This window comes from Kosakonia sp. MUSA4 (assembly GCF_013085925.1).
Classification (GTDB): domain Bacteria; phylum Pseudomonadota; class Gammaproteobacteria; order Enterobacterales; family Enterobacteriaceae; genus Kosakonia; species Kosakonia sacchari_B.
The window spans coordinates 2,478,324-2,499,678 of record NZ_CP025697.1; the positions used below are offsets into that span (position 1 = coordinate 2,478,324).

Annotated in this window: 18 protein-coding genes and 1 pseudogene; 11 read left to right on the forward strand and 8 right to left on the reverse strand. The window is 53.9% G+C overall.

What is annotated here, in order from left to right; all coding sequences use genetic code 11:
- Nucleotides 1-57 precede the first annotated feature (57 nt).
- Nucleotides 58-705, reverse strand: coding sequence for a GntR family transcriptional regulator (locus tag C0557_RS11750; protein ID WP_208658567.1), 648 nt, complete (start codon nucleotides 703-705; stop codon nucleotides 58-60).
- Nucleotides 706-959: 254 nt separating this feature from the next.
- Here C0557_RS11750 and C0557_RS11755 point away from each other — a divergent pair, with 254 nt between their 5' ends.
- The 9 genes from C0557_RS11755 to C0557_RS11795 all read left to right on the forward strand — a co-directional run bounded on the left by C0557_RS11755 (nucleotide 960) and on the right by C0557_RS11795 (nucleotide 11,915).
- Complete coding sequence (locus C0557_RS11755) at nucleotides 960-2,324, forward strand: MmgE/PrpD family protein (RefSeq protein ID WP_208658568.1); 1,365 nt, start codon at nucleotides 960-962, stop codon at nucleotides 2,322-2,324.
- A gap of 25 nt (nucleotides 2,325-2,349) precedes the next feature.
- Nucleotides 2,350-3,672, forward strand: a complete 1,323-nt coding sequence (locus C0557_RS11760; protein WP_208658569.1) for an MmgE/PrpD family protein — start codon at nucleotides 2,350-2,352, stop codon at nucleotides 3,670-3,672.
- An 11-nt stretch (nucleotides 3,673-3,683) separates the two neighbouring features.
- Entirely contained in the window at nucleotides 3,684-4,442 is a 759-nt protein-coding gene (locus C0557_RS11765; RefSeq protein ID WP_208658570.1) for a sulfite exporter TauE/SafE family protein, read from the forward strand.
- Nucleotides 4,443-4,593: 151 nt separating this feature from the next.
- Complete coding sequence (locus C0557_RS11770) at nucleotides 4,594-5,640, forward strand: amino acid ABC transporter substrate-binding protein (protein ID WP_074776428.1); 1,047 nt, start codon at nucleotides 4,594-4,596, stop codon at nucleotides 5,638-5,640.
- A 58-nt stretch (nucleotides 5,641-5,698) separates the two neighbouring features.
- On the forward strand, nucleotides 5,699-6,919 hold the full coding sequence (locus C0557_RS11775; protein WP_208658571.1) for an amino acid ABC transporter permease: 1,221 nt from the start codon (nucleotides 5,699-5,701) through the stop codon (nucleotides 6,917-6,919).
- Nucleotides 6,920-6,928: 9 nt separating this feature from the next.
- Entirely contained in the window at nucleotides 6,929-7,996 is a 1,068-nt protein-coding gene (locus tag C0557_RS11780; protein ID WP_208658572.1) for an amino acid ABC transporter permease, read from the forward strand.
- Nucleotides 7,993-8,754, forward strand: coding sequence for an amino acid ABC transporter ATP-binding protein (locus tag C0557_RS11785; protein ID WP_227123108.1), 762 nt, complete (start codon nucleotides 7,993-7,995; stop codon nucleotides 8,752-8,754). Before C0557_RS11780 ends, C0557_RS11785 begins: the two co-directional genes overlap by 4 nt.
- A gap of 487 nt (nucleotides 8,755-9,241) precedes the next feature.
- Entirely contained in the window at nucleotides 9,242-10,780 is a 1,539-nt protein-coding gene (locus tag C0557_RS11790; protein WP_208658573.1) for a PAS domain-containing methyl-accepting chemotaxis protein, read from the forward strand.
- Between the two features lie 49 nt (nucleotides 10,781-10,829).
- Entirely contained in the window at nucleotides 10,830-11,915 is a 1,086-nt protein-coding gene (locus C0557_RS11795) for a mannuronate-specific alginate lyase (RefSeq protein WP_208658574.1), read from the forward strand.
- 5 nt (nucleotides 11,916-11,920) lie between these two features.
- Here the strand turns inward: C0557_RS11795 and C0557_RS11800 are convergent, their stop codons facing one another.
- The 7 genes and pseudogenes from C0557_RS11800 to C0557_RS11830 form a co-directional block, all read right to left on the reverse strand.
- Nucleotides 11,921-12,718: a hypothetical protein gene (locus tag C0557_RS11800; protein ID WP_208658575.1), complete on the reverse strand. Its 798-nt coding sequence runs from the start codon at nucleotides 12,716-12,718 to the stop codon at nucleotides 11,921-11,923.
- Nucleotides 12,719-12,748: 30 nt separating this feature from the next.
- Entirely contained in the window at nucleotides 12,749-13,909 is a 1,161-nt protein-coding gene (locus C0557_RS11805; RefSeq protein WP_208658576.1) for an MFS transporter, read from the reverse strand.
- 3 nt (nucleotides 13,910-13,912) lie between these two features.
- Nucleotides 13,913-14,737, reverse strand: coding sequence for a hypothetical protein (locus C0557_RS11810; protein ID WP_208662919.1), 825 nt, complete (start codon nucleotides 14,735-14,737; stop codon nucleotides 13,913-13,915).
- Nucleotides 14,738-15,475: 738 nt separating this feature from the next.
- Nucleotides 15,476-16,177: pseudogene (locus tag C0557_RS27435) on the reverse strand (radical SAM protein); the annotation flags it as partial.
- Entirely contained in the window at nucleotides 16,177-17,451 is a 1,275-nt protein-coding gene (locus C0557_RS11820; RefSeq protein WP_208658577.1) for a glycosyltransferase family 2 protein, read from the reverse strand. The pseudogene C0557_RS27435 and the gene C0557_RS11820, both read right to left, overlap by 1 nt.
- Before the next feature lie 38 nt (nucleotides 17,452-17,489).
- Complete coding sequence (locus tag C0557_RS11825; protein ID WP_208658578.1) at nucleotides 17,490-17,795, reverse strand: hypothetical protein; 306 nt, start codon at nucleotides 17,793-17,795, stop codon at nucleotides 17,490-17,492.
- A gap of 342 nt (nucleotides 17,796-18,137) precedes the next feature.
- Nucleotides 18,138-18,800 carry a hypothetical protein gene (locus C0557_RS11830; protein WP_208658579.1) on the reverse strand — a complete coding sequence of 221 codons (663 nt, stop codon included), beginning with the start codon at nucleotides 18,798-18,800 and terminating at the stop codon, nucleotides 18,138-18,140.
- Between the two features lie 392 nt (nucleotides 18,801-19,192).
- On the opposite strand from C0557_RS11830, the gene sra reads away from it, so the two are divergent.
- Complete coding sequence (sra, locus tag C0557_RS11835) at nucleotides 19,193-19,330, forward strand: stationary-phase-induced ribosome-associated protein (protein ID WP_074776438.1); 138 nt, start codon at nucleotides 19,193-19,195, stop codon at nucleotides 19,328-19,330.
- A 177-nt stretch (nucleotides 19,331-19,507) separates the two neighbouring features.
- Complete coding sequence (locus tag C0557_RS11840) at nucleotides 19,508-21,211, forward strand: NAD-dependent malic enzyme (RefSeq protein ID WP_208658580.1); 1,704 nt, start codon at nucleotides 19,508-19,510, stop codon at nucleotides 21,209-21,211.
- Nucleotides 21,212-21,355 lie beyond the last annotated feature (144 nt).

Here is a 21,355-nt window from a genome sequence, read left to right on the forward strand (position 1 = left end):
ATCTCGCGATCTTAGCAAGATTGCAAGCGTTCAGTTCGTTGATTAAGGGGCATTCTGTTAGCGTTCTCGCTGGCTTAAAATGGTGAGTCGGGCACGATAACCGTTACGAATGTGTTGACAAGCCGCTTCCTGTGCGGCAAGGCGGTCCCGACGCGCCAGCGCATCAACAATCGCCTGATGCTCGCGCTTCGCCTCTTCGGCCCGCTCTTTTAGCTCGTAGGTGGTGCTGCGCAACAGCGACAAATGGATGCGCAAATTATCCAGCATTTCGTTCAGATAGGGATTGTGTGTGGCGCGGTAAATCTGGCGGTGGAACATCCGGTTATGATCGTGCAGCGCTTTGCTGTCGGTCAGCGTCGCTTCTTTGTTGATCATCTCCTGCAACAGCGCAATCTCTGCGTCCGACGCGGCGGCAACCGCCAGATCCATTGCCAGACGTTCCAGCCCTTCGCGCACATCAAACAACTGGCGAAGACGTTCATAGCTGATATGCGCAATGATCAGCCCGCGTTGCGGACCGGGTTCGGCAAGGCCCAGCGTTTCCAGCCGGTGCAGCGCTTCACGGATGGGCGTGCGGCTCAGGCCAAACTGTTCCGCCAGACGCGTTTCCTGCAAACGTTCTCCGGGTTGCAGTTCACCTGCTTCAATAGCGGAAAGCAATATTTCAAAAGGCGTCAAGCCTGCGTCGCGACCCGTCGATTTCACGTTTTTAGCTCCGTTTAACTGTTCTTTATTGGCCTTAATTAAGGCTGTGCACCCTGCCGTAGCATCTTGCCACAGGAAAGGTAACGCTTTTGCTTTTTTTGTTCTGAGCTTATATAAAAATTATCTTTTGACGTTTGCAGAATGGCTGCTATGTTTATTTTATATTCATTGTATACAAATGAATTCAATATAAGACAAAACGAATTTTTGACATTTTTATTTGTAAGCCAACACCAGGGAAATCTTGTTTCACAATGACAAATAATGCAGATGGTGAACTAACCCGCGGAGAACAGCTAAGCCATTTTATCAGCCATGCTAATCAACTCACCGTGCCGCCAGCCGTGCGGCATGAAGCTAAACGCGCACTGATCGATTTTCTTGGCGTCGCGCTCGGCGCCGTCAATGATGACGCGGTTAATGCGGTTCGCAAGGTAGCGAAAACGTGGAATGCTTCCGGTGAATCGCGCATTTTCCTTTCCGGTACGACCACCCCCGCGCTTGCCGCACTGATTAACGCCACCATGGCGCATGCCGCCGATTACGACGATACCCACCCTGCTGGCGCAGGTCATCCGGGCGGCCCTTGCTGGTCTACCGCACTGGCGATGGCGCAGGCGTATCCGCTGGATGAAGAGCAGGTGCTGCTGGCATTTATCGCCGGCTTTGAAGTGATGGCGAAACTCGGCGGCGGTTGGGTGCCGGGCGTCGGACGTAATCTGCAACGCCGGGGTTTTCATCCCACTTCCGTGGTTGGACGCGCCGGTGCCGCGGCCGTTGCTGCGGTAATTTTGCAGCTTTCACAAGAACAGGTGCGCAACGCGCTCGGCGCGGCAGCCACCATGATGGGCGGTTTGCAGAAATCGTCCGGCACGCACGGCAAACCCTTCCACGCCGGTAAAGCGGCAATGGATGGCATTCTTGCGGCGCAACTGGCGGCTGAGGATTTTGTCGGCGCACACCATTTTTATGAAGCGGACGGCTGGGTAAAAATCTTTATCCAGGATGGCAGCGCCGAGATTCCCCCTCTCGATTTCGGCGAAAGCTGGGAACTGCTGACCAACGGCTACAAGCTGTACGCCAGTTGTCGCGGCACGCACGCCTCCATCGAAACGGCGCGCAAAATTTATCCGCAATTACAGGGACGGAAAATCACCCGTATCGCGGCGAAAGTTCACCCGATGGGGATGGTGAATGCCGGGATCATGAATCCCCGCACGCCGCTGGAAAGTAAATTTAGTATTCCACACTGCATCACACTCGCCCTGAGTGGTTATGCGCTGACCGACACCGATTTCACCCAAACCACGGTTGAAGATCCCCGCCCGCGCGCCCTGCTGCCGCTGCTGGAAGTTGAGGCGGTGGACGGGCAATCCGCCAGCTCGGCATTTATTGATGTCTGGCTGGACGACGGTTCGGTTATCCACGCACATACTGATGTTTATCGCGGGCATGCGCAAAATCCGCTGAGCGATGAAGAGTTACGCGCCAAGTTTGACGCCCTCACCATCCCCGTCCTCGGCGCAGAACGTAGCGCTGCCCTGTATGACGCTGCCGCCCATTTTGAGCGCCCGGGTTCTCTGGCGCTGATCGCCGGACTGCTGGCTGGCGATCACTGATTCATTTTTGGTACAGGACATTATCATGACCATTGCCCGACAACTTGCCGGTAATTTGCTGGCGTTCTCCCGGCAGGCTTTCCCGCAGGCGGCGTACGCCCAGGCCCGCACCGCGATTATCGACACGCTCGGCGTGACGCTGGCCGGTGGCGTTCAGGAAGGCGCTGTGAAATTGCGCAGCGTGATTATCCCGAGCGCCGCCAGCGGCCACAGCCGCGTATTCGGAACTGATCTGAAACTGAACGCGCTGGATGCCGCGCTGCTGAACGGCGTCTCTTCTCACCTGCTCGATTTTGATGATTCCAATTCCTGGCTGCACGGCCATATTTCCGTGGCGGTTTTGCCTGCGCTGCTGGCGCTGGCGGATGAACAGGATCTGAATGGTGATGCGGTGCTGCGCGCCTATATTACAGGCTATGAAACGGCGGTACGTATGGGTAAGGCGGTCAGCCCTTTCCAGTATCGTCACGGCTGGCACCCGACGACCACGGTCGGTGTGTTTGCGGGCGTTGCCGCCTGTGCGGTGCTCCTTGCACTGAATGAAGAACAGACGGCCACCGCACTGTCGATTACCGCATCGCTGGCCAGTGGTATCAAATCCAATTTCGGCAGTGAAACCAAAGCGCTGGCGGTGGGCCAGGCGGCACGCAGCGCAGTAATGGCCTGCAAACTGGCACAAAGCGGTTTTACCGCCGGGCAGCGCGCGTTTGAACAACACCAGGGGTATTTCCATGTCTACAACGGTGTGGAGAATGTGGATTCGCTGCCGCTGACCGAAAGCTGGAATGAACCGCCCTTTATTCTCGATACGGTGAAAAGCAATAATTACAAATACTTCCCCTGCTGCTACGCTATTTTGTCACCGCTGGATGGTGTGCTGGCATTGCGCGAAGAGACCGGCCTGCAACCGCACGAGGTTGAGCGGATCGCCGTGCAGGTTCACCCGATTCGTTTTCCGCATATTAATATTCCTGAGCCGGTCAATCCGCTGGCCGGAAAGTTCAGCCTGCACTACTGCGTGGCGCGGGCGTTTGTCACCGGTTCGCTGACGCTGGATGATTTTATTGATGATGCGCTGTTCGCCGATCCGGCCACGCAAACGTTAATGCGCAAAGTGACGCTGGAGCGTCATGATGAAGAGATCACCCACAGCGCGTTTGTGACGCTCACTACCATCGACGGTCGTGAGTTTACACGGCGCATCGCCGGAGCGCGGGGCTCCAGCCCGGCCATTCCGCTACCGGATAATTTGATTGAACAAAAGTTTCTTGACTGCGCCAGCCGCGTGCTGCCGAAAGAAGCAGCGCAGGCGCTCTATCAACGCCTGCTGCACGATGATTTTCGCTAACGGGACGCAAAATGGGTCTGACGTTAATTCCACCTGAGATCACACCGCTGTTTGCGGCAGTGATGGTATTTTGCAGTTTCCTCACCTCGGCACTGACCGCGGCAATGGGATTGGGTGGCGGTACGGCCCTGCTGGCGATCATGGGGCTGGGCATGCCGGTCAGCAGCCTGATGCCGGTGCATGGTTTGGTGCAACTCGGTTCGAATCTGAGCCGGACGCTGATCCAGCGCATGTATGTTGTCTGGCCGCTGGTGCTGTGGTTTCTGCTCGGTTGCGCCGTCGGCATTGCCGTTGGCGCGCCGGTGGCTGCGGTGATCCCGGACAGCGTTGCGCGCATTGCGCTGGGGCTGTTTATTCTCTGGTCGGTGTTACGCAAACGCGGCGAACAAAAACCGCTCAGTCGTCCGTTTTTCATTATCGGCGGCGGGATCAGCAGCCTGGGTACGATGATCGTTGGCGCGACCGGGCCGATGGTGGCCGGGCTTATCAGCTCGCAAGGGTTGAAACGCCAGCCGCTGATCGCCACGCATGCCACCTGTATGGTGTTGCAACACGGGTTGAAAATTCTGGCGTTCGGGTTGATGGGGTTTGCGTGGGCCAACTGGCTACCCGTGCTGGCGGCGATGATTATCAGCGGCGCGCTTGGCACCTGGCTGGGAACGCGGGTGCTGGATAATGTGCCGGAGCGGCTGTTTCGCATTCTGTTCCGCCTGACTATGATCCTGCTGAGCGCACAGTTGCTGTGGCAAGGTGTACAGAGCTGGCAATAATTCCTTCGGCAGCGTCTGAATATGCTTTACTGAATTCGTTCTTTGCTAAATGCGTCATGGATGGCGAACATAGGTATACAAACGGACACGATAGTAAACGGTAATAAATACAGTTAATTAATCGGATAGCAACTTTTAAAAAGGATAGCCCATGCTGAAAAGAACCCATCTTGCTGCGTCAGTTCTGTTGCTGGCGCTGGGCAGTTTGTTGATGCCTGCTCAGGCGGAAAATGCCCCTGTCACAAATGGCGATACCCTGAAGAAAATCAAAGCCCGCGGTGAACTGGTTTGCGGTGTTCACCCTGCCCGTCACGGTTTTGCCGCCATCAACAGCAAAGGTCAGTGGGAAGGCCTGGATGTTGATTTCTGCCGTGCGCTGGCATCGGCGGTATTTGGCGATCCGTCAAAAGTCCGTTTCACCCCGCTGTCGACGGCGCAACGCTTTATGGCGCTGCAATCCGGCGAAGTGGACGTGCTGTCGCGTAATACGACGGCGACGTTAACCAATGACGTTGCGCTGGGTATCAGCTTCGCGCCGCCTAACTTTTATACCGGCACCGGTTTTATGGTGCGCGCCAATAGCGGGGTGAAGAAAATTGAAGATCTCGACGGCGCAACCGTTTGTGTCACGCCGAGCAGCACCGAGCGTAACGTGGCGCAGATTTTCGGTTCGCGCAATTTGCACTACACCCCGGTAGTTATCGAGAACAACAAAGAGTATGTGGCGGCCTATCTTTCCGGGCGCTGTGACGTGATCGCCCGCGATAAAGTGGCGCTGCCGGGTATTCTGGCGTTTGATACCGACAAACCGCAGGATCACGTGATCCTGCCGGGGATGTACTCAAAAGAGCCGCTGGCGATGGCGGTGCGTAAAGGCGACAGCCAGTGGTACGACATTGTGAAATGGGTGGTTTACGCCACTTTTGATGCCGAAGAGATGGACGTCAACCAGGGCAACGTTGATGAAAAACTGAAGTCCACCGATCCGGATGTTCAGGGTCTGCTGGGCGTGACCGGTGGTTTTGGTCAGAAACTCGGCCTCGATGACAAATGGGTGTACAACATCGTCAAACAGGTGGGCAACTACGGTGATATCTACAACCGTCATTTTGGCCCCAACAGCCCCGAACCGCTGGATCGTGATTTAAATAATCAGTGGAACAAAGGCGGCTTGCTCTACGGTTTGCCGATCCGCTAACCGCAAGGCTGCCCTCATCCGGGGGTAGCCCCTTTCACCCCGCTAAGAACAACGTTTAATGATGAAACAGTCTGACAACTCCGGTACGACGGTGATGGTGTCTGCCACGACGCAACCGGTCTCCGCGTTTCGCCTTTTCACCTTTTTCGGCGGCAAAACCGTACGTAGCTGGTGTTATCAGCTGCTGCTGGCGCTGCTGTTAACGGGTTTTAGCTACTGGCTTTACAGTAATGTGGTGGCGAACCTGCATGCGCAGCGCATTGCTACCGGTTTTGGTTTTTTGCACCAGAGCGCGCAGTTCGCCATTGGCGAAACGCTGATTAACTACACGCCGCAGGACAGTTATGCCCGCGCGCTCGCCGTCGGCCTGCTCAATACCCTGTATGTGACGCTGTGCGGCATTGTGCTGGCAACCGTGCTGGGGTTTATCGTCGGCATTGGCCGCGTCTCGAAAAACTGGCTGCTGGTGAAAATCTCGGTTACCTACGTTGAAATGTTGCGTAATGTGCCGGTGATTTTGCATGTGATTTTCTGGTCGATGGTGATCCGCAACCTGCCCGCACCACGTGATGCAATTGCGCTGCCGGGCGGTTTTTTAACCAACCGTGGATTAACCTTTACCGTGCCAGCCGCTCACAGCGGCTGGATGTGGGCTTTTGTTGCGCTGCTGGTAGCCTGTGCGCTCAGTTTGCTGCTTTCGCTGGTAGCCCGCCGCTGGCGCGAGCGCCACGGCAAAATGCTGCCCACCGGGCGCATTCGGCTGGCGCTGATTATCGGCCTGCCGATGCTGGCGTGGTGGTTGTGCGGCGCACCGCATGAACTGAATCGTCCGGCGCTGCGCGGCTTCAATTTCCGCGGCGGGTTTAATATCACCCCGGAGTTTACCGCCCTGCTGCTTGGCATTGCGCTCTACTCATCCTCCTATATTGCCGAGATCGTTCGCGCGGGCATTCAGTCTGTGCCGAAAGGCCAACTGGAAGCGGCGCGCGCCCTGTCGTTTTCGCCGTGGCATGTAATGCGCCATGTGGTGATCCCGCAGGCGATGCGGGTGATGGTGCCGCCGCTGGCGAGTAAGTATGTCAGCCTGGCGAAGAACAGCTCGATTGCCGTGGTTATCGGCTATCCGGAACTGGCGAATATCAGCAACACCATGATGAGCCAGACCGGCCAGGCGCTGGAGGCGATCGCCATTATGATGGTGGTCTATCTCATCATCAGCGGAACGACCTCACTGCTGATGAACCTGTTTAACCGCTACGTCGCCATTAAAGAGCGCTAAGGAACCGTTATGCAAAATGCCGTGGTTTTCTGGCTGCGCCGTAATCTGTTCAGCAGCCTTGCGCAGACGGTACTGACGCTGCTGCTGTTAACCGTAATGTGGCTGGTCGCTTCGACGCTGATCCGCTGGGGCATTATCGACGCCGTCGGTTTTCACGGCACGGCAGAACAGTGCCGGGCCGCCACCGGCGCCTGCTGGGCGGTGATTGGCGAAAAGTATCGCCCGATCCTGTTTGGTCTTTATCCCTATGATGAGCAGTGGCGCGCAGCGCTGGCGATGCTGGTGTGGTTTGTCACCGTCGGTTTATCGCTCTCGCCGATGTGCTGGCACTCGCGCTTATTGTGGCCGCTGTGGCTGGTGTCGATTGCGCTGATGTCGGTGCTGATGAGCGGCGGTATCTTCGGGCTGAAAGCGGTGCCCTCTTCTGACTGGGGCGGTTTGCCGCTCACCCTGCTGCTCTTTTCCGGCACGGTGATCATTGGTATGCCGGTTTCGGTAATCCTCGCGCTCGGACGCCGTTCGCCACTGCCGTTCTTGCGCGGCCTGTCGGTCATTTTTATTGAAGGTCTGCGCGGCGTGCCGCTGATCACCATTCTGTTTGTCGCGGTGAATGTGTTCCCGCTGTTTTTACCGGCGGGAATGGAGGTCAATAAACTGCTGCGCGTAATTATTGGTATCGCGCTGTTCTTTGCCTGTTACCAGGCGGAAGTGATCCGTGGCGGTTTACAGGCAGTGTCGCGCGGCCAGTATGAAGCCGCTGCCGTGCTGAATCTGGGTTACTGGCACACCACCACCAAAATCGTGCTGCCGCAGGCGCTGCGCATCTGCCTGCCAGCGGTGACTAACCATATTATTGCGGCAATGAAAAACTCGTCATTTGTCATCATCATTGGGTTGTTCGATGTGCTGACTGCTACCACCGCGGCGATGCAGGATCCGCAGTGGCGTCGCTACTACATCGAAACCTACATATTCATTGGCAGTCTCTATTTAGTGTTTGGCTTTTTGCTTTCCCGTTATGCCGTGTGGGTAGAAAAACGCATTGATGCCAGCCGTAATCCTGAAGGAGTTTCCTGATGCAAGCCACTTTGCCCGCGCAAGACGCGATTATTCAATTAACCGGTGTCAGTAAATGGTACGGGAAATTTCAGGTGCTGGATGAGGTGTCGCTCAGCGTGAAAAAAGGAGAACGCGTGGTGATCTGCGGCCCTTCCGGTTCCGGGAAATCAACGCTGATCCGCTGCATTAACCGGCTGGAAGAGCATCAGAAAGGCCAGATTCTGGTGAACGGCATCGAAATGAACGACAACGTGCGCAATATCAGTCGTATCCGTCTGAGTATTGGCATGCTGTTTCAGCAGTTTAATCTGTTTCCGCACTTAAGCGTGCTGGATAACCTGATTATCGGGCCGACGCTGGTGCGCAAGATGAGCCGCGCGCAGGCAACGGAACTGGCGATGCATTATCTGGAAAAAGTGCAGATTGCCAATCAGGCGCATAAGTTCCCGCTGCAACTCTCCGGCGGCCAGCAGCAGCGTGTGGCTATCGCCCGCGCACTCTGTATGCAACCTGAGATTATGCTGTTTGATGAACCCACTTCGGCGCTCGATCCGGAGATGATCAAAGAAGTGCTGGACGTGATGCTCGATCTCGCGGAGAGCGGCATGACGATGATTGTGGTCACCCATGAGATGGGGTTTGCCCGTACCGTCGCGGATAACGTGGTGCTGATGGCCGACGGTCGCATTGTCGAATCCGCCCCGCCAGAAACCTTTTTTACCCAGCCTGCGCATCCGCGTACCCGCCAGTTTCTCGACCAAATCCTTAGCCATTAATTATTGCGCGGCGGTGCTTCCGCCGTGCAGTTTCCCTATTCCCCTATTCGCCGTCTGTGTAATCCCCCTGCAAAATATAATGTTTTTTGACTGTTGTTGAGGCAATATTTAACGAATGCTGCTGTTTTGCTGATATTTGGCTGCGCAAAAAATGTAAACACATTAGCCCGCCATGTTAATGTTTCTATTTTTCGTCGCTTAATTTTAAGGCTTTTATGCATGGCTGGCTGGTAATTTAGCTTAAGGATTTACTTATAGCTGGTGAATTTTCACTTCATCATTTTTCTTTCGCAAAATCATAACAATATTTATCAACGGAACGGTAAGCCTGACTTAAAAAATATTTATCACAGCTACTTTCCGTCGGCCTCAGGTTTGTGGAAAATGCATCGGTAATAACAACAAATCGACTGGCCGGTAAATTATAAAAAAAGCCATTACCGCGTCAGCAATACTTTTTGATCGCGGTATATTGTGGGGAATATTCATGAAGCGTAACACTCCTGTTACACAGAAAGAGTTTTTGCTTAACGATGGCACGACACTGTTGTCGACTACCAACACACACAGCCATATTACTTATGCTAACTCCGCTTTTATCGATGCCAGCGGATATAGCGAAGATCAACTTATGGGTGAAGCGCATAATATAATTCGTCACCCTGATATGCCGCCTGCGGCATTTGGCGATATGTGGTCCACTATTCAGCAGGGAGACAGTTGGACCGGGATTGTTAAAAACCGCCGTCTCAATGGTGATCACTACTGGGTTCGCGCCAACGTCACCCCGGTATATCAGCAAGGGCAGCTCACCGGTTATATCTCGGTGCGAAATATCCCAACCCGTGAAGAAATTGACGCCAGCGCTGAACTTTATCAGCAGGCGAATGAAAACAAACTCCGCGGGCATCGTTTTTATAAAGGTCTGGTTGTTCGCCGAGGTTTATTTTCTTTTTTCTCGATCTTCCAGCGAATCAGTGTTTCAAAACGCATAAACCTTGGCACGATTATTACCGCCGCCCTGCTCGTTGCGCTGCAATTTGTTCCTTTCGGTGCCGCAGAAAAAGCCGGAAGTACAATTATTATATTAGGTTTGCTGTCAGTTTTTTTGCACAGCCAAATATCTCGTCCGCTGAAAATTGTGCTGGAACAAATGCAGAAAGTGGTTTCCGGTCGCGAGGGCGATTATGTGCGTTTTAATCGCGTGGATGAAATCGGTTTATTGATGCGTCTGGTTAACCAGGCCGGGTTAAATCTCAGTTCGCTGGTGGGCGATGTCTCGACACAAATCAACGGCATTCGTGTGATCAGCGGACGCATTTCCAGCGAAGGCGAATCCCTGCAACGCCGCACGGAAGAAACCTCCGGCGAGCTGCATCAGACCGCCGCCGCTGTAGAAGAGATCGCCAGTGCCGTGCGCCAGACAGCGGAAACCGCTGCCGAAGCGATGGTCAGAGCGGATGAAGCCAGCACCAGCGCGATGGAAAGCGGTAATGTGATGAAAAAAACGATCGGCATGATGCAGTCTGTTTCTGCGGACAACAGCAAAATCGTCGATATCATTAGCGTCATCGACAGTATCGCCTTCCAGACCAATATCCTGGCGCTCAATGCAGCGGTGGAAGCGGCGCGCGCCGGGGAGTCCGGCCGTGGTTTTGCCGTGGTTGCCGCCGAAGTGCGCAATCTGGCGCAACATTCGGCCTCCGCCGCGCGCGAGATCCAGACGCTGATCGAGCATAATGTGGCGAACGTCAAGAGCGGTGTTGAGATGGTTGCCAATACGGAAACGCACCTGACAGCGATGATTGACAGCGTGATTAACATGTCCACGATGATCAAAGAGATTAGCACTGCGACCAACGAACAGACGCAGGCGCTGGAGCTGATTAACCAGTCCGTTTCCCGTATCGGAACGATGACCCACAACAACACGTCGATGGTGGAACAGGTGACCAGCGCAGCGGAAGATCTTTCGGAACGCGCAGCCCGCCTGCATCGCGCGGTACATGTGTTCGGCGGTAGCTGATCAACACATGCTATAGTCGCTGCGGGCATTTTTGCGCAAAAGGCGAAGCATGATGTTACTCCGAACTGTACTGATTTTTATCCTGACGGCGGCCACCTGTGCCGCCGCTTCTCTGCGTCCTCCCGCCGGATTTATGCAGCCGCCGGAACAAAAGGCTTCAGGCGATAAAGCGGTAAAGTGCCCGGATGTTCCCGCGCCGTTTACCGATGTGCTCGATTTTCCCAGTAAATATGCAGGCTCCGACAGCGCCCGCGCCACGCTCAATCCGCAGGCCGATGCGGCGTTTCGCCAGCAGACGCAGCCCATCACCGATATGGAGCGCTATATCAGCCGTCAGGTCACCGCCTGGGCGCACAGCAGCAATGCGCAACATGTTGCCTGCGCGGTGGCGGCGCTGGATCAATGGGCCAGCGCGGGCGCGTTAACGGAACGCGCCAATAACCATACCGGCAGGTCAATGCGCAAATGGGCGCTGGCTACCTTCTCCTCCGCCTGGCTGCAACTGGAATACGCGCCGCAGCATCCGCTTAACGCTTATCCGGCACAGCAGCAAACGATTCAACACTGGCTGGGGAGCCTGGGGGATTTGGCCGTGAAGGAGTGGCATGATTTGCCGCTGGATAAGGTTAACAACCATAGTTACTGGGCGGCCTGGGCGATTATCACCACTGCCGTGGTAACGCAGCGACAGGATCTGTTTACCGCCGCGCTGGATATCTATCGCACCGCTATGCAGCAGGTGGATGACGAAGGCTTTTTACCCAATGAGCTGCGCCGCCGCCAGCGCGCCCTTTCCTATCATAATTACGCGCTGCAACCGCTGGTGATGATCGCTCTGTTTGCGCGGGCGAACGGCATTGATGCGCCGGCGGAAAATCACGGCGCATTAAAACGCCTCGGCGTGCGGGTGATTGATGGGCTGGATGATGCCAGCGCATTTACGCAACGTACTGGCGCAGCGCAGGATATGGCGTTTTTGCAACATCCGACAAACCTGGCCTGGCTGGAAGCCTGGTGTTCGCTGTACGCCTGTGACAGTGCGCTGAAACAGCGCCTGGCCAGTTTGCGCCCCTGGCAAAATACGCGTCTGGGCGGCGACCTGAGCCGTCTGGCCGGTGCCGCCAGAGCCGAGTGAATCAATTATTGCCCATTTCCGGCAATCGCCAGGTAGTCCGTATAGAGTTGCGGCGCGCCGGAGAAGGAGGCCATCGTGCGCCATTCGTCATACATGCGTTCTGTATCCTGGTGCGCTTTTACGAAGGAAAGCGCTTTTTCCGTGGAAACATCGAGCCCCGGATGAAATGAATTCAGCGAGTCGAGGCTTTCGATTTCCAGCATCACCGCATATTGCTCCTGTCGGTTGCCGCCCTGACCTTTCAGCAGATGGAACTTCCAGCCGGGATAATCTTCCACGCGGTGAATGTTATCGATAATAAATTGCTCAAAAGTTTGCGGTTTCACGCCAGCACGTAAGGCCAGATTATGAATACCTACCACGCGTGAGCGCGGTTTTTGCCCGGCGACAACCTGATAATTTGGCCCTTCCGCCAGTGAACTGTTGGTGTTCTCGGCGACCAACGAATAGGTGGTGAAAAGGGTCGGCAGTTCCGCAAAAGTGGCGTAGGTTTTCCACTCGGCAATCAACGCAAGCGCCTGCGGGTGCTGTTGCCAGAAATTTTGCGCCTCTGCCGTTTGTTCGCCGTTCTCTGCGACATAACGGGCATAAAGCTGCAAATTCGGGGCTTCGTACAGCATCAGATACTGGTTTTCTCTCTCGCCGCGCAACCCTTTCAGTAGCGTCCAGCGCCATCCAGGATAGGCCGGGATCTGCACGCCGCGCTGGCGGACAAACTCTTCAAAATCAGTCTCAGTAACGCCTTTCTTTAAATTCAGGCCGATGTAATGCAGGCTAAAAATAGCCTGAGATGCATGGTTCATAAAGACTCCTTTCTTTGTGTTATCAATCAATTACCGTGTGATGGTGCGCGCAAGCAGGCTTACCGCGAACAGGATCGCCACCCCGGCGCTGAACACGGTAACCAGGCTGGTATGCTGCGCGAAAACGCCAATTAATGCCGGGCCACTTAACAGCCCGGCATAGCCAAACAGCGTCACCGCGGGCAGCGCAAAGTGCGATGGCACCGGCTGATTCCCCGCGATCGAGAAAAGAACGGGCACGATATTCGCCAGGCCCGCGCCTACCAGCGCAAATCCCGCCAGGGAAACGGCTGCACTATCAACCGACACCACCACCAGCAACCCTGCGGCGGCGCTTATTGCGCTGGCAATCAACATTCGCAGATGGCCATAGTGATTAATCAGGCGATCGCCATACAGCCTCGCCAGCGCAACGGCGATGGAATAAAGCGTGAAACCAAACCCTGCCTGGTGCGTTGCCATCCGCCGCTCGCTGTGGAGAAAAACGGCGGACCAGTCGAGCATCGCGCCTTCGATCAGAAAGATAAAAAAGCACACGATGGCGATAAGCCGCAGACCAGGATGCGCCAGCGCCTGGCATGTGCCGCCTGCCGCGCCGCTCTGCTGCGGGCGTTTTGCTAACAAATGCCCCGATGCCGCGAGGACGATAACCGCCATCGCGAATGCCACCAGAACGCTTGCATACCGTGGCGGCACATTGGCCCACAGCAGCAGGCTGATGCTTCCGGCACCGGCAATACAGCCGAAACTAAAAAAGCTGTGAAATCCGGCCATTCTCGCCTGCCCGGCTTCGCGCTCAACCACGACGGCCTGGCTGTTCATTGACACATCCAGCAGGCCGTTTGCCGCGCCAAAAAGCAGTAAAACCCCGCCCATAACGGCGGGGGAAGTGACAGACAGCAGCAGCGACAAGCAGACGCACAGCAGCAACGCGCAGCACAGGATCAACGCCCGGCAGCCAACGCGGTGGATCAGGCGGCCGCTGAACGGCATCGCCAGCATCGATCCTGCGGCCACACAAAACAGCAGCAAACCGAGCGCGCCATCGTCAAGCTGCAGCCCGCGCTTGACCAACGGGATCAGCGGCGCCCAGGCCGACACGCCCAAACCGGCAACCAGGAAAATCGCTCGCGTCGCGCGTTGTTGACACAGATTATCCGTCGGAAAAGCTCCAGAGAAATGACGCGTCATGGCTCAGGCTCCCCTGTTATCTTCGCCGGGCTGACTTTCAGCAACCGCCAGGTAATCGGTGTAGATCTGCGGCGAGCCGGAAAACGAAGCGAGTTGCTTCCACTCTTCGTACATCTGTTTGATATCCCGGTGCGCTCTGGCAAAAATTGCCGCTTCATCGGTGGCGATATCGGGCTCCGGATAGAACTGATCCAGCGCCGCCAGGCTGGCGATCTCCATCATCACCACATATTGATCGAGCCGGTTACCGCGTTCACCTTTCAGCAAACGAAATTTCCAGTCCGGGTAGTCTTCAATGCGGTGATGATTCTCGGCGATGAAGGTCTCGAAGGTATGCGCTTCAACATCCGGACGCAGCGCCAGATTGTGGATGCCAATAACCCGTGCTTCCGCCTCTTCACCGGGACGCTCGCGATAGCGCGGGCCGTCGGGGACGGTGCTTTTTTTATTTTCTGCCAGCAGACGGTAATCGGTGTAGATCGTCGGCAGCGCGCTAAATGTTCCCAGACGCTGCCATTCACGCAGGATCTCTTGCGCCTGCGGACGATCGCGCCAGAACTGGCGCGCCAGCGGCGTGAGATTGCCGTCGGCGCGCTGATAGCGATCGCGACATTCCGCGCTTTCAATTTCGTACAGCATCATAAATTGCCCGGCGCGCTCACCGCGTAAACCGCGCAGCAATGTCCAGCGCCACCCCGGATAACAAGGGATCTTGCAGCCTTTTTCGCGGACAAACGCCTCAAACTGTGCATTGGTAACACCAGCTTCGGTGTCAATCGCAATGTAATAGAGGCTAAAAACCGGTGCCGATACGTCCGTGTTTGTCACAGGCAACCTCCTGATGTCGCCAGAAGAAAATTGAGTGTTGATGAGTGCTTCAACCAGCGTCACGCCGTTTGGCGTGAGCGTGACGACATCATCGCGCACGGTGAACAGAGTTTTCGGGGTTAACGTCTTCAGCGCGCGGCAGATAAACGGGTTGCTGAAAAAGCTGCGCCCGTCAAAGCGTTTTCTGAATTCGTGATTGCATACCGGACGTAAGGTCGACAGTGCCATTTTGAACGCATTCACTTCACGCTGCAGCGGAGAAAAGCCGTGACTGCTGTCGATGGGCAGTTCTCCTTCGTCAAGCGCGGCCTTGTAACGCCGGTAGTCCGTGATATTAATAGCTTCCGCCAGCGAACATTTGGAGCTGCCGCCGAGACCAATGGCCACTTCCGGGTACTGCTTATCCAGATCGGTAATCAGCCCCTTCCATTTTTCTGCGGGCTGCGTGTTGCGGTGGAAATACATGGTGGGATGCTCGCGGTAATCCGCTGCGAGATAGCGTTCAATCAGTTCCCGCATCTGGTACTGCTTGCCCAGCCCCGGAAACGCCTGGCTGTTAGCCCCCTTTTTCTGCCATAAACTTTGCCGCTGCCCGGAGACGCCCGTGCGTCGCTTCATAAACTCCGCGAGGTGCAGTTTGGTGCAGACGACATGAGAAATCGCCAGTTCACGGCATTTTTCCATGTCGTATTTCACATCATCAACGCTTTGCCCCGGCAGACCATAGATCAGGTCGATGCTGATCCAGTCAAAACCCACTTCGCGCGCGTTAGCGATGGTTTGTTCGCAGGTTTCGGCCGTATGCCTGCGCCCGCAGGCGGCGATGATCTCATCGTTGAACGACTGAACGCCGAAACTGATTTTGCTGAACCCCAGCGTTTTAAGCAGCTCCAGATAGGCTCTGGTCAGCGTTGCCGGTTCGCCTTCAAAACGCAGCGTGGCGGCAGAAAGGTTGAAGTGCTGCCGGTAAAACGCCATCAGGCGCTGTAGCTCCGCCGTAGGCAACAGCGACGGTGTGCCGCCGAAAATGTTAAATTCCCCCACTTCCGCCCCGGCAAGCGCGGGCACCTTATCAAGCCACAGCGTGGCTTCCTTGATGTTGTAATCCACCAGTTGCCGAAAAACCGCCTGCGAGGGCGCGCTCTGCGGATTGAGGATAATGGTCGGGAACTGGCAGAAATGGCAGCGGTAGCGGCAGGTTGGGATCGACACCCAGAGGTGGATCTGCTTCGCCTGTGCGATGTCGTGCTCCATGTCCTGGAAATATGCTTCCAGCGGGTAGTCTTTAATGTCGCCAGGAAAAACATGGCAGCCGAAGGGGTCGCGATAAACATACTCAAGGAAATCGCGGTTTTCAGGCGAAGCGAGAAAATCGTACACCTGCGGAACCGGATAGCGCGGATCGAGATCGTTGAGCGAGTCGAACAGAATATCGTTCATCAGAACACCCCCCCGTTGGCAAAGTAGTTGTGCGCCATGCCGGATTCACGATCTTCGCTGAAATAGCGGACAAATCGCTGAAAATCTTCGCTTTTAACGTACTCAAAACAGGCCGGAAGCGGCGGCGGAAAACCGATATCCTCGCCGACCGCGCGGCGCAGCGCGCTGAAAATATCGTCACGAAACTCGAAATACAGCCGGTAGGCTGGCGTTTTGTAGGCATGAATCGGGCTCAGATCGATCAGACGCATCTCGTGGAGAATTTCATAGATACGCCGGAACAGGCGTTCGGCGACTTGTGGGGTAAAAAATTCGCGAACGGCGTGATTGTCCAGCAGGATTTGCGGGTTGAGTAACGCCGGTAGCACAATGTTTTTCGGCACATAATCCTTGATCGAATAGTGCCAGGCCTGCAATGACTGGGCGGCGGTGGTATCCCTTAACGCCGGTTGCTGTGTGTTTTCTGGACGGACATCTTTCATGATGATGACGCCATCCTGCCCGTAGGCGACGCCGGTTATCACCTCTTGCAGGATGGTATCCACGCGGCGACTGTTAATTTCAACCCGGGAATTGTGGGCGTAAACGGGTTTACCGCCCGCCGCGATCACCCGAATACCGAAATCCCAGTCATCCGAAAGATGTTCGACAAACCGGCCTTTATCAAGCTGATAAAAGATTTCGATACCGCCCACTTTGTCATAAAGCGCGCGTTCAACGGCAAACCCCTTGCCATCGGGAAAGCCACCAAACAGCGAAAATGAGACCTCACGGCAACGCAGCGTTTTCTGAATCTCCGCAAACAGATTGGGGCGAAGCCGGAACGCGTTCTCGTTGTAGTAGTAATTACAGGTGCCTAAATCGCCGTTTTCCGCGATCATTTTTTCAATCAGCGAGTGTAGCCACCAGCTATCAACGGTACAGTCGGCATCTGCCGAGACGATGTAGTGTTTGCGGCTAATGCCCAGCCGTTTGTCCCGGGCTTTTGAGCGCAGCGATGCGTAATCCATCCCGCATTTTCTTGCAGAGGAAACACCCTGCGTGGGCTCTTTAATGATATGAATATCCAGCGCCGGATGCAGACGCTGAAATTCGCTGATTTTGGCAACGGAATCATCGGTGGAATTATTATCCACAACGATCAGTTCATACTTTTCATGCGACAATATATTGCTGCATGTTTTTTGATTAAATAACGAAGTGAGAACCGCATCGATACGATCGCTTTCGTTATAGACCGGCAAAACAATTGATATGTAAATGTCCTTACGCATACAACCTCCCTGAGTGATTACTATCTGAATTGCTGCTCTCATCGATAAGCAATTTCTTTCATTAATGATTTATTGGTGATGAGCTTAAAGACGCTGGAAATAAACGCATCGTCCGGGTAACCATCATGTTCGGCAGTGATATTCATTATCGGTGCCTCAAAGCCGTATTGTCCATATACTTCATCGTAATATTCATATCGTGTCGAAATGTAACAACGACGGTGACTAATGGCTTCACCAACAGGATTACCGTAGCTGTCGTAATCCCATGACGTCAGAAAAGAGACAAGGTCACAGGAATAATACAAATCCTCAACGGTGTGTGCGTTATAACCATGCGGCATATAATTGTGCTGCAGCCAACCAATAAAATGAATAAAAGGTTCAACATGTAATTCAACCGACAGATTGACCAGTTGCTGATAACAGGATGGCGCCTCATTAATATCGCCAGCAATGACGAGATGAACACGCTGTGCAGAATTGTTCTGCCGGAAAAGTCGGTTGAGTCGCCAGACGAGGTAAATATCGCGATCCAGCCGTTTTTGCGGAATAATTCGCGTGGTTCGGGCAATAAGAATGTCATCGCTGCCAATGCTAAGACTGTGCCTGATATCGCTGCAATCTCCTGTTTCTGTAAAATCGTATGTGTTCTTTTTTACTTTTACTTCAATGGTATAGTTGCACTACTCCTCAAGCCTGTCTTTTAATTCCTGATTAAGCGTCACATAGCGTATATACGGAGAGTTAACCGGTTTGATGGCATACGGCCAGGGGTGTGTGCCATATTTCTGTACGCTTTTTTCGCTATTCCACATCAGGTCATGGTCACGCCAGGTAACAAAATCGCCCAGGTTATAACGCTTACCATATATATCAATTGCTAAATATATCGCTTTTGTATATATAATGTTTTCCGGCAGTGTGCCATTTTCAACAAAAAGATAACCAATATTCAGACGTTCCCATTGCTGCACCATTTTCTCAGCCAACACTTCAGCCGCGACATCAATTTTCGCCAGAATAGTATTCAACTCCGCTTGTGGGGCAACAGTTTTCTGACTTATCAATACATTGTGCGAATAATTTATAAAATCAACGTTGTAATTCGGTACGCTGGTAATGTCATCTATTCGCACCAATATAAAAGCATCTTTATATATCGATTTCTCCCATTCGTATGGTTTATTGAATTTTCCTTTATCCAGCTTTATATCATAACCAAGATTAAGATAATTTTTAATCCCCTTTTGTGAAAGTAACTGCGCGGTTTTAAATGCCTCAACAGTAATTCCTGAAAAGGCAACGCCATCGAATGATATAAACATTGCTCCATTGAATTCATCCATGAAATTTCCCCTATCATGTGGTTTACGGAATCTTTTAATTATCCTTTTAGTTAAGGAGAATATATATTTTGCAGGCATTAAAGAGACCTGAATCGTATCAATGGATATATTCTCGGAATTTTAAAGGTGTGTCCGTAGCGTTGCAGTTTGCTTATTTTATAGAGAACCATTTTTATTCATTTTTTCTAGGATTTTTCTCCAGATGCACAGCATCGGTGGGTTGAATTAAGACAATCCTGAAATTCCTTTTTCCGATTGCGCTTTACGTCGCAATGATCGAGGATGACAGTTCGGTATGGTTCTTGTACCGATTTGCAATGATGAGATTGAATTTCGCCCGGCACTGTTACCGGGCTTGTCCTTGAAACATTGAACTGGATTAAGGAGTAAGCATGAAATCGAACCGTCAGGCACGCCACATCATGGGGCTGGATTACAAAGTGTCAAACACGCGTAAAATTGTTAACAAAGACAATCACGAAGAGACGGTGGTTGTTCATCGCTCCGGGCGCCATCGCCGCGCGGGTTAAGTTTTCCACCCTGAACCACCCCAACCGGGGTGGTTTTTTGTTTTCCCTCCTTGATAACAATTCATCAACGAAATCCGCGAACAAGAAGTATTTGCTGACAGCTTGTTTTATACTCTCGCCCGTCGCACACCCCCCGCGAAACGCTCTCGCAGGGATCGTTGAACAAGGAGCTGTAAAATGAATGCCAAACATAATAAAAACCGATCGTTATATATTCCTTATGCCGGGCCGGTGCTGCTGGAGTTTCCACTGCTGAACAAAGGCAGCGCCTTCAGCATGGAAGAGCGCAGTAATTTCAACCTGCTGGGCCTGTTACCGGAAGTGGTTGAAACAATTGAAGAACAGGCCGAACGCGCCTGGTTGCAGTACCAGAGCTTTAAAACAGATATTGATAAGCACATCTATTTACGCAATATCCAGGATACCAACGAAACGCTCTTCTACCGCCTGGTGGAAAACCATCTCGATGAGATGATGCCGGTGATCTATACCCCGACTGTTGGCTGGGCCTGCGAACGCTTCTCTGACATCTACCGCCGCGCCCGCGGTGTGTTTATCTCCTGGCAGAACCGCAGCAGTATGGACGACATTCTGCAAAACGTGCCGAACCACAATATCAAAGTGATCGTGGTGACCGATGGCGAACGTATTCTGGGTCTTGGCGACCAGGGGATTGGCGGCATGGGGATTCCGATTGGCAAGCTGTCGCTCTATACCTCCTGTGGCGGCATCAGCCCGGCTTACACCCTGCCAGTGGTACTGGATGTTGGCACCAACAACCAGCAATTAATTAATGACCCGCTCTACATGGGCTCACGCCACCCGCGTATTACCGGCGATGAATATTACGCTTTCGTCGATGAATTCATTCAGGCGGTGAAACAGCGCTGGCCGGATGTGCTGCTGCAATTTGAAGACTTCGCGCAGAAAAACGCGATGCCGCTGCTGAATCGCTATCGCGATGAGATCTGCTGCTTTAACGATGATATTCAGGGTACGGCAGCCGTAACCGTCGGTACGCTGATTGCCGCCAGCCGCGCGGCGGGTAGCCAGTTGAGCAACCAGAAGATCGTCTTCCTCGGCGCGGGTTCTGCCGGTTGCGGTATCGCTGAGCAGATAATCGCCCAGACGCAGCGCGAAGGCCTGAGCGAAGCGGCGGCCCGCCAGAAAGTTTATATGGTCGATCGTTTCGGCCTGCTGACGGACGAAATGCCGAACCTGCTGCCGTTCCAGAGCAAGCTGGTGCAGAAACGCGAAAACCTGCAAAACTGGGATACCGGCGCGCAGAATGAAGCACTCTCTTTGCTGGATGTAGTGCGTAATGTGAAGCCGGACATTCTGATCGGCGTTTCTGGCCAGACCGGTCTGTTCACCGAAGAGATCATCCGTGAAATGCACAAGCACTGCCCGCGCCCGATCGTGATGCCGCTCTCCAACCCGACTTCCCGCGTGGAAGCGACGCCGCAGGACATCATTAGCTGGACCGACGGTATGGCGCTGGTCGCCACCGGCAGTCCGTTCGCGCCGGTACAGTGGAAAGAGAAAACCTACCCGATTGCTCAGTGCAATAACGCCTATATTTTCCCTGGCATTGGTCTTGGGGTGATCTCCTCCGGCGCGTCGCGTATCACCGATGAAATGCTGATGGCGGCCAGTGAAACGCTGGCGGAATACTCGCCGCTGCTGCTGAACGGTGAAGGCCTGGTGCTGCCGGAACTGAAAGATATCCAGTCCGTTTCCCGCGCCATCGCGTTTGCCGTCGGTAAAATGGCGCAGCAGCAAGGTATTGCGGCGAAAACCTCGCCTGAAGCGCTGAAGCAGTCAATCAACGACAACTTCTGGGAACCGAAGTACCGCAGCTATCGCCGTACCTCCATCTGATCCTCCCGCGCCCGGCGCCCTTGTGCGCCGGGCTATTTTCCTTGCTGGTAAAAGATTCATTTCCTCGCTAAACTCCTTTTCACCCATCAACTTACTGAATATAAAAGGAGGCTAATTATGCTGTATTGTGAACTGTTCAATGTT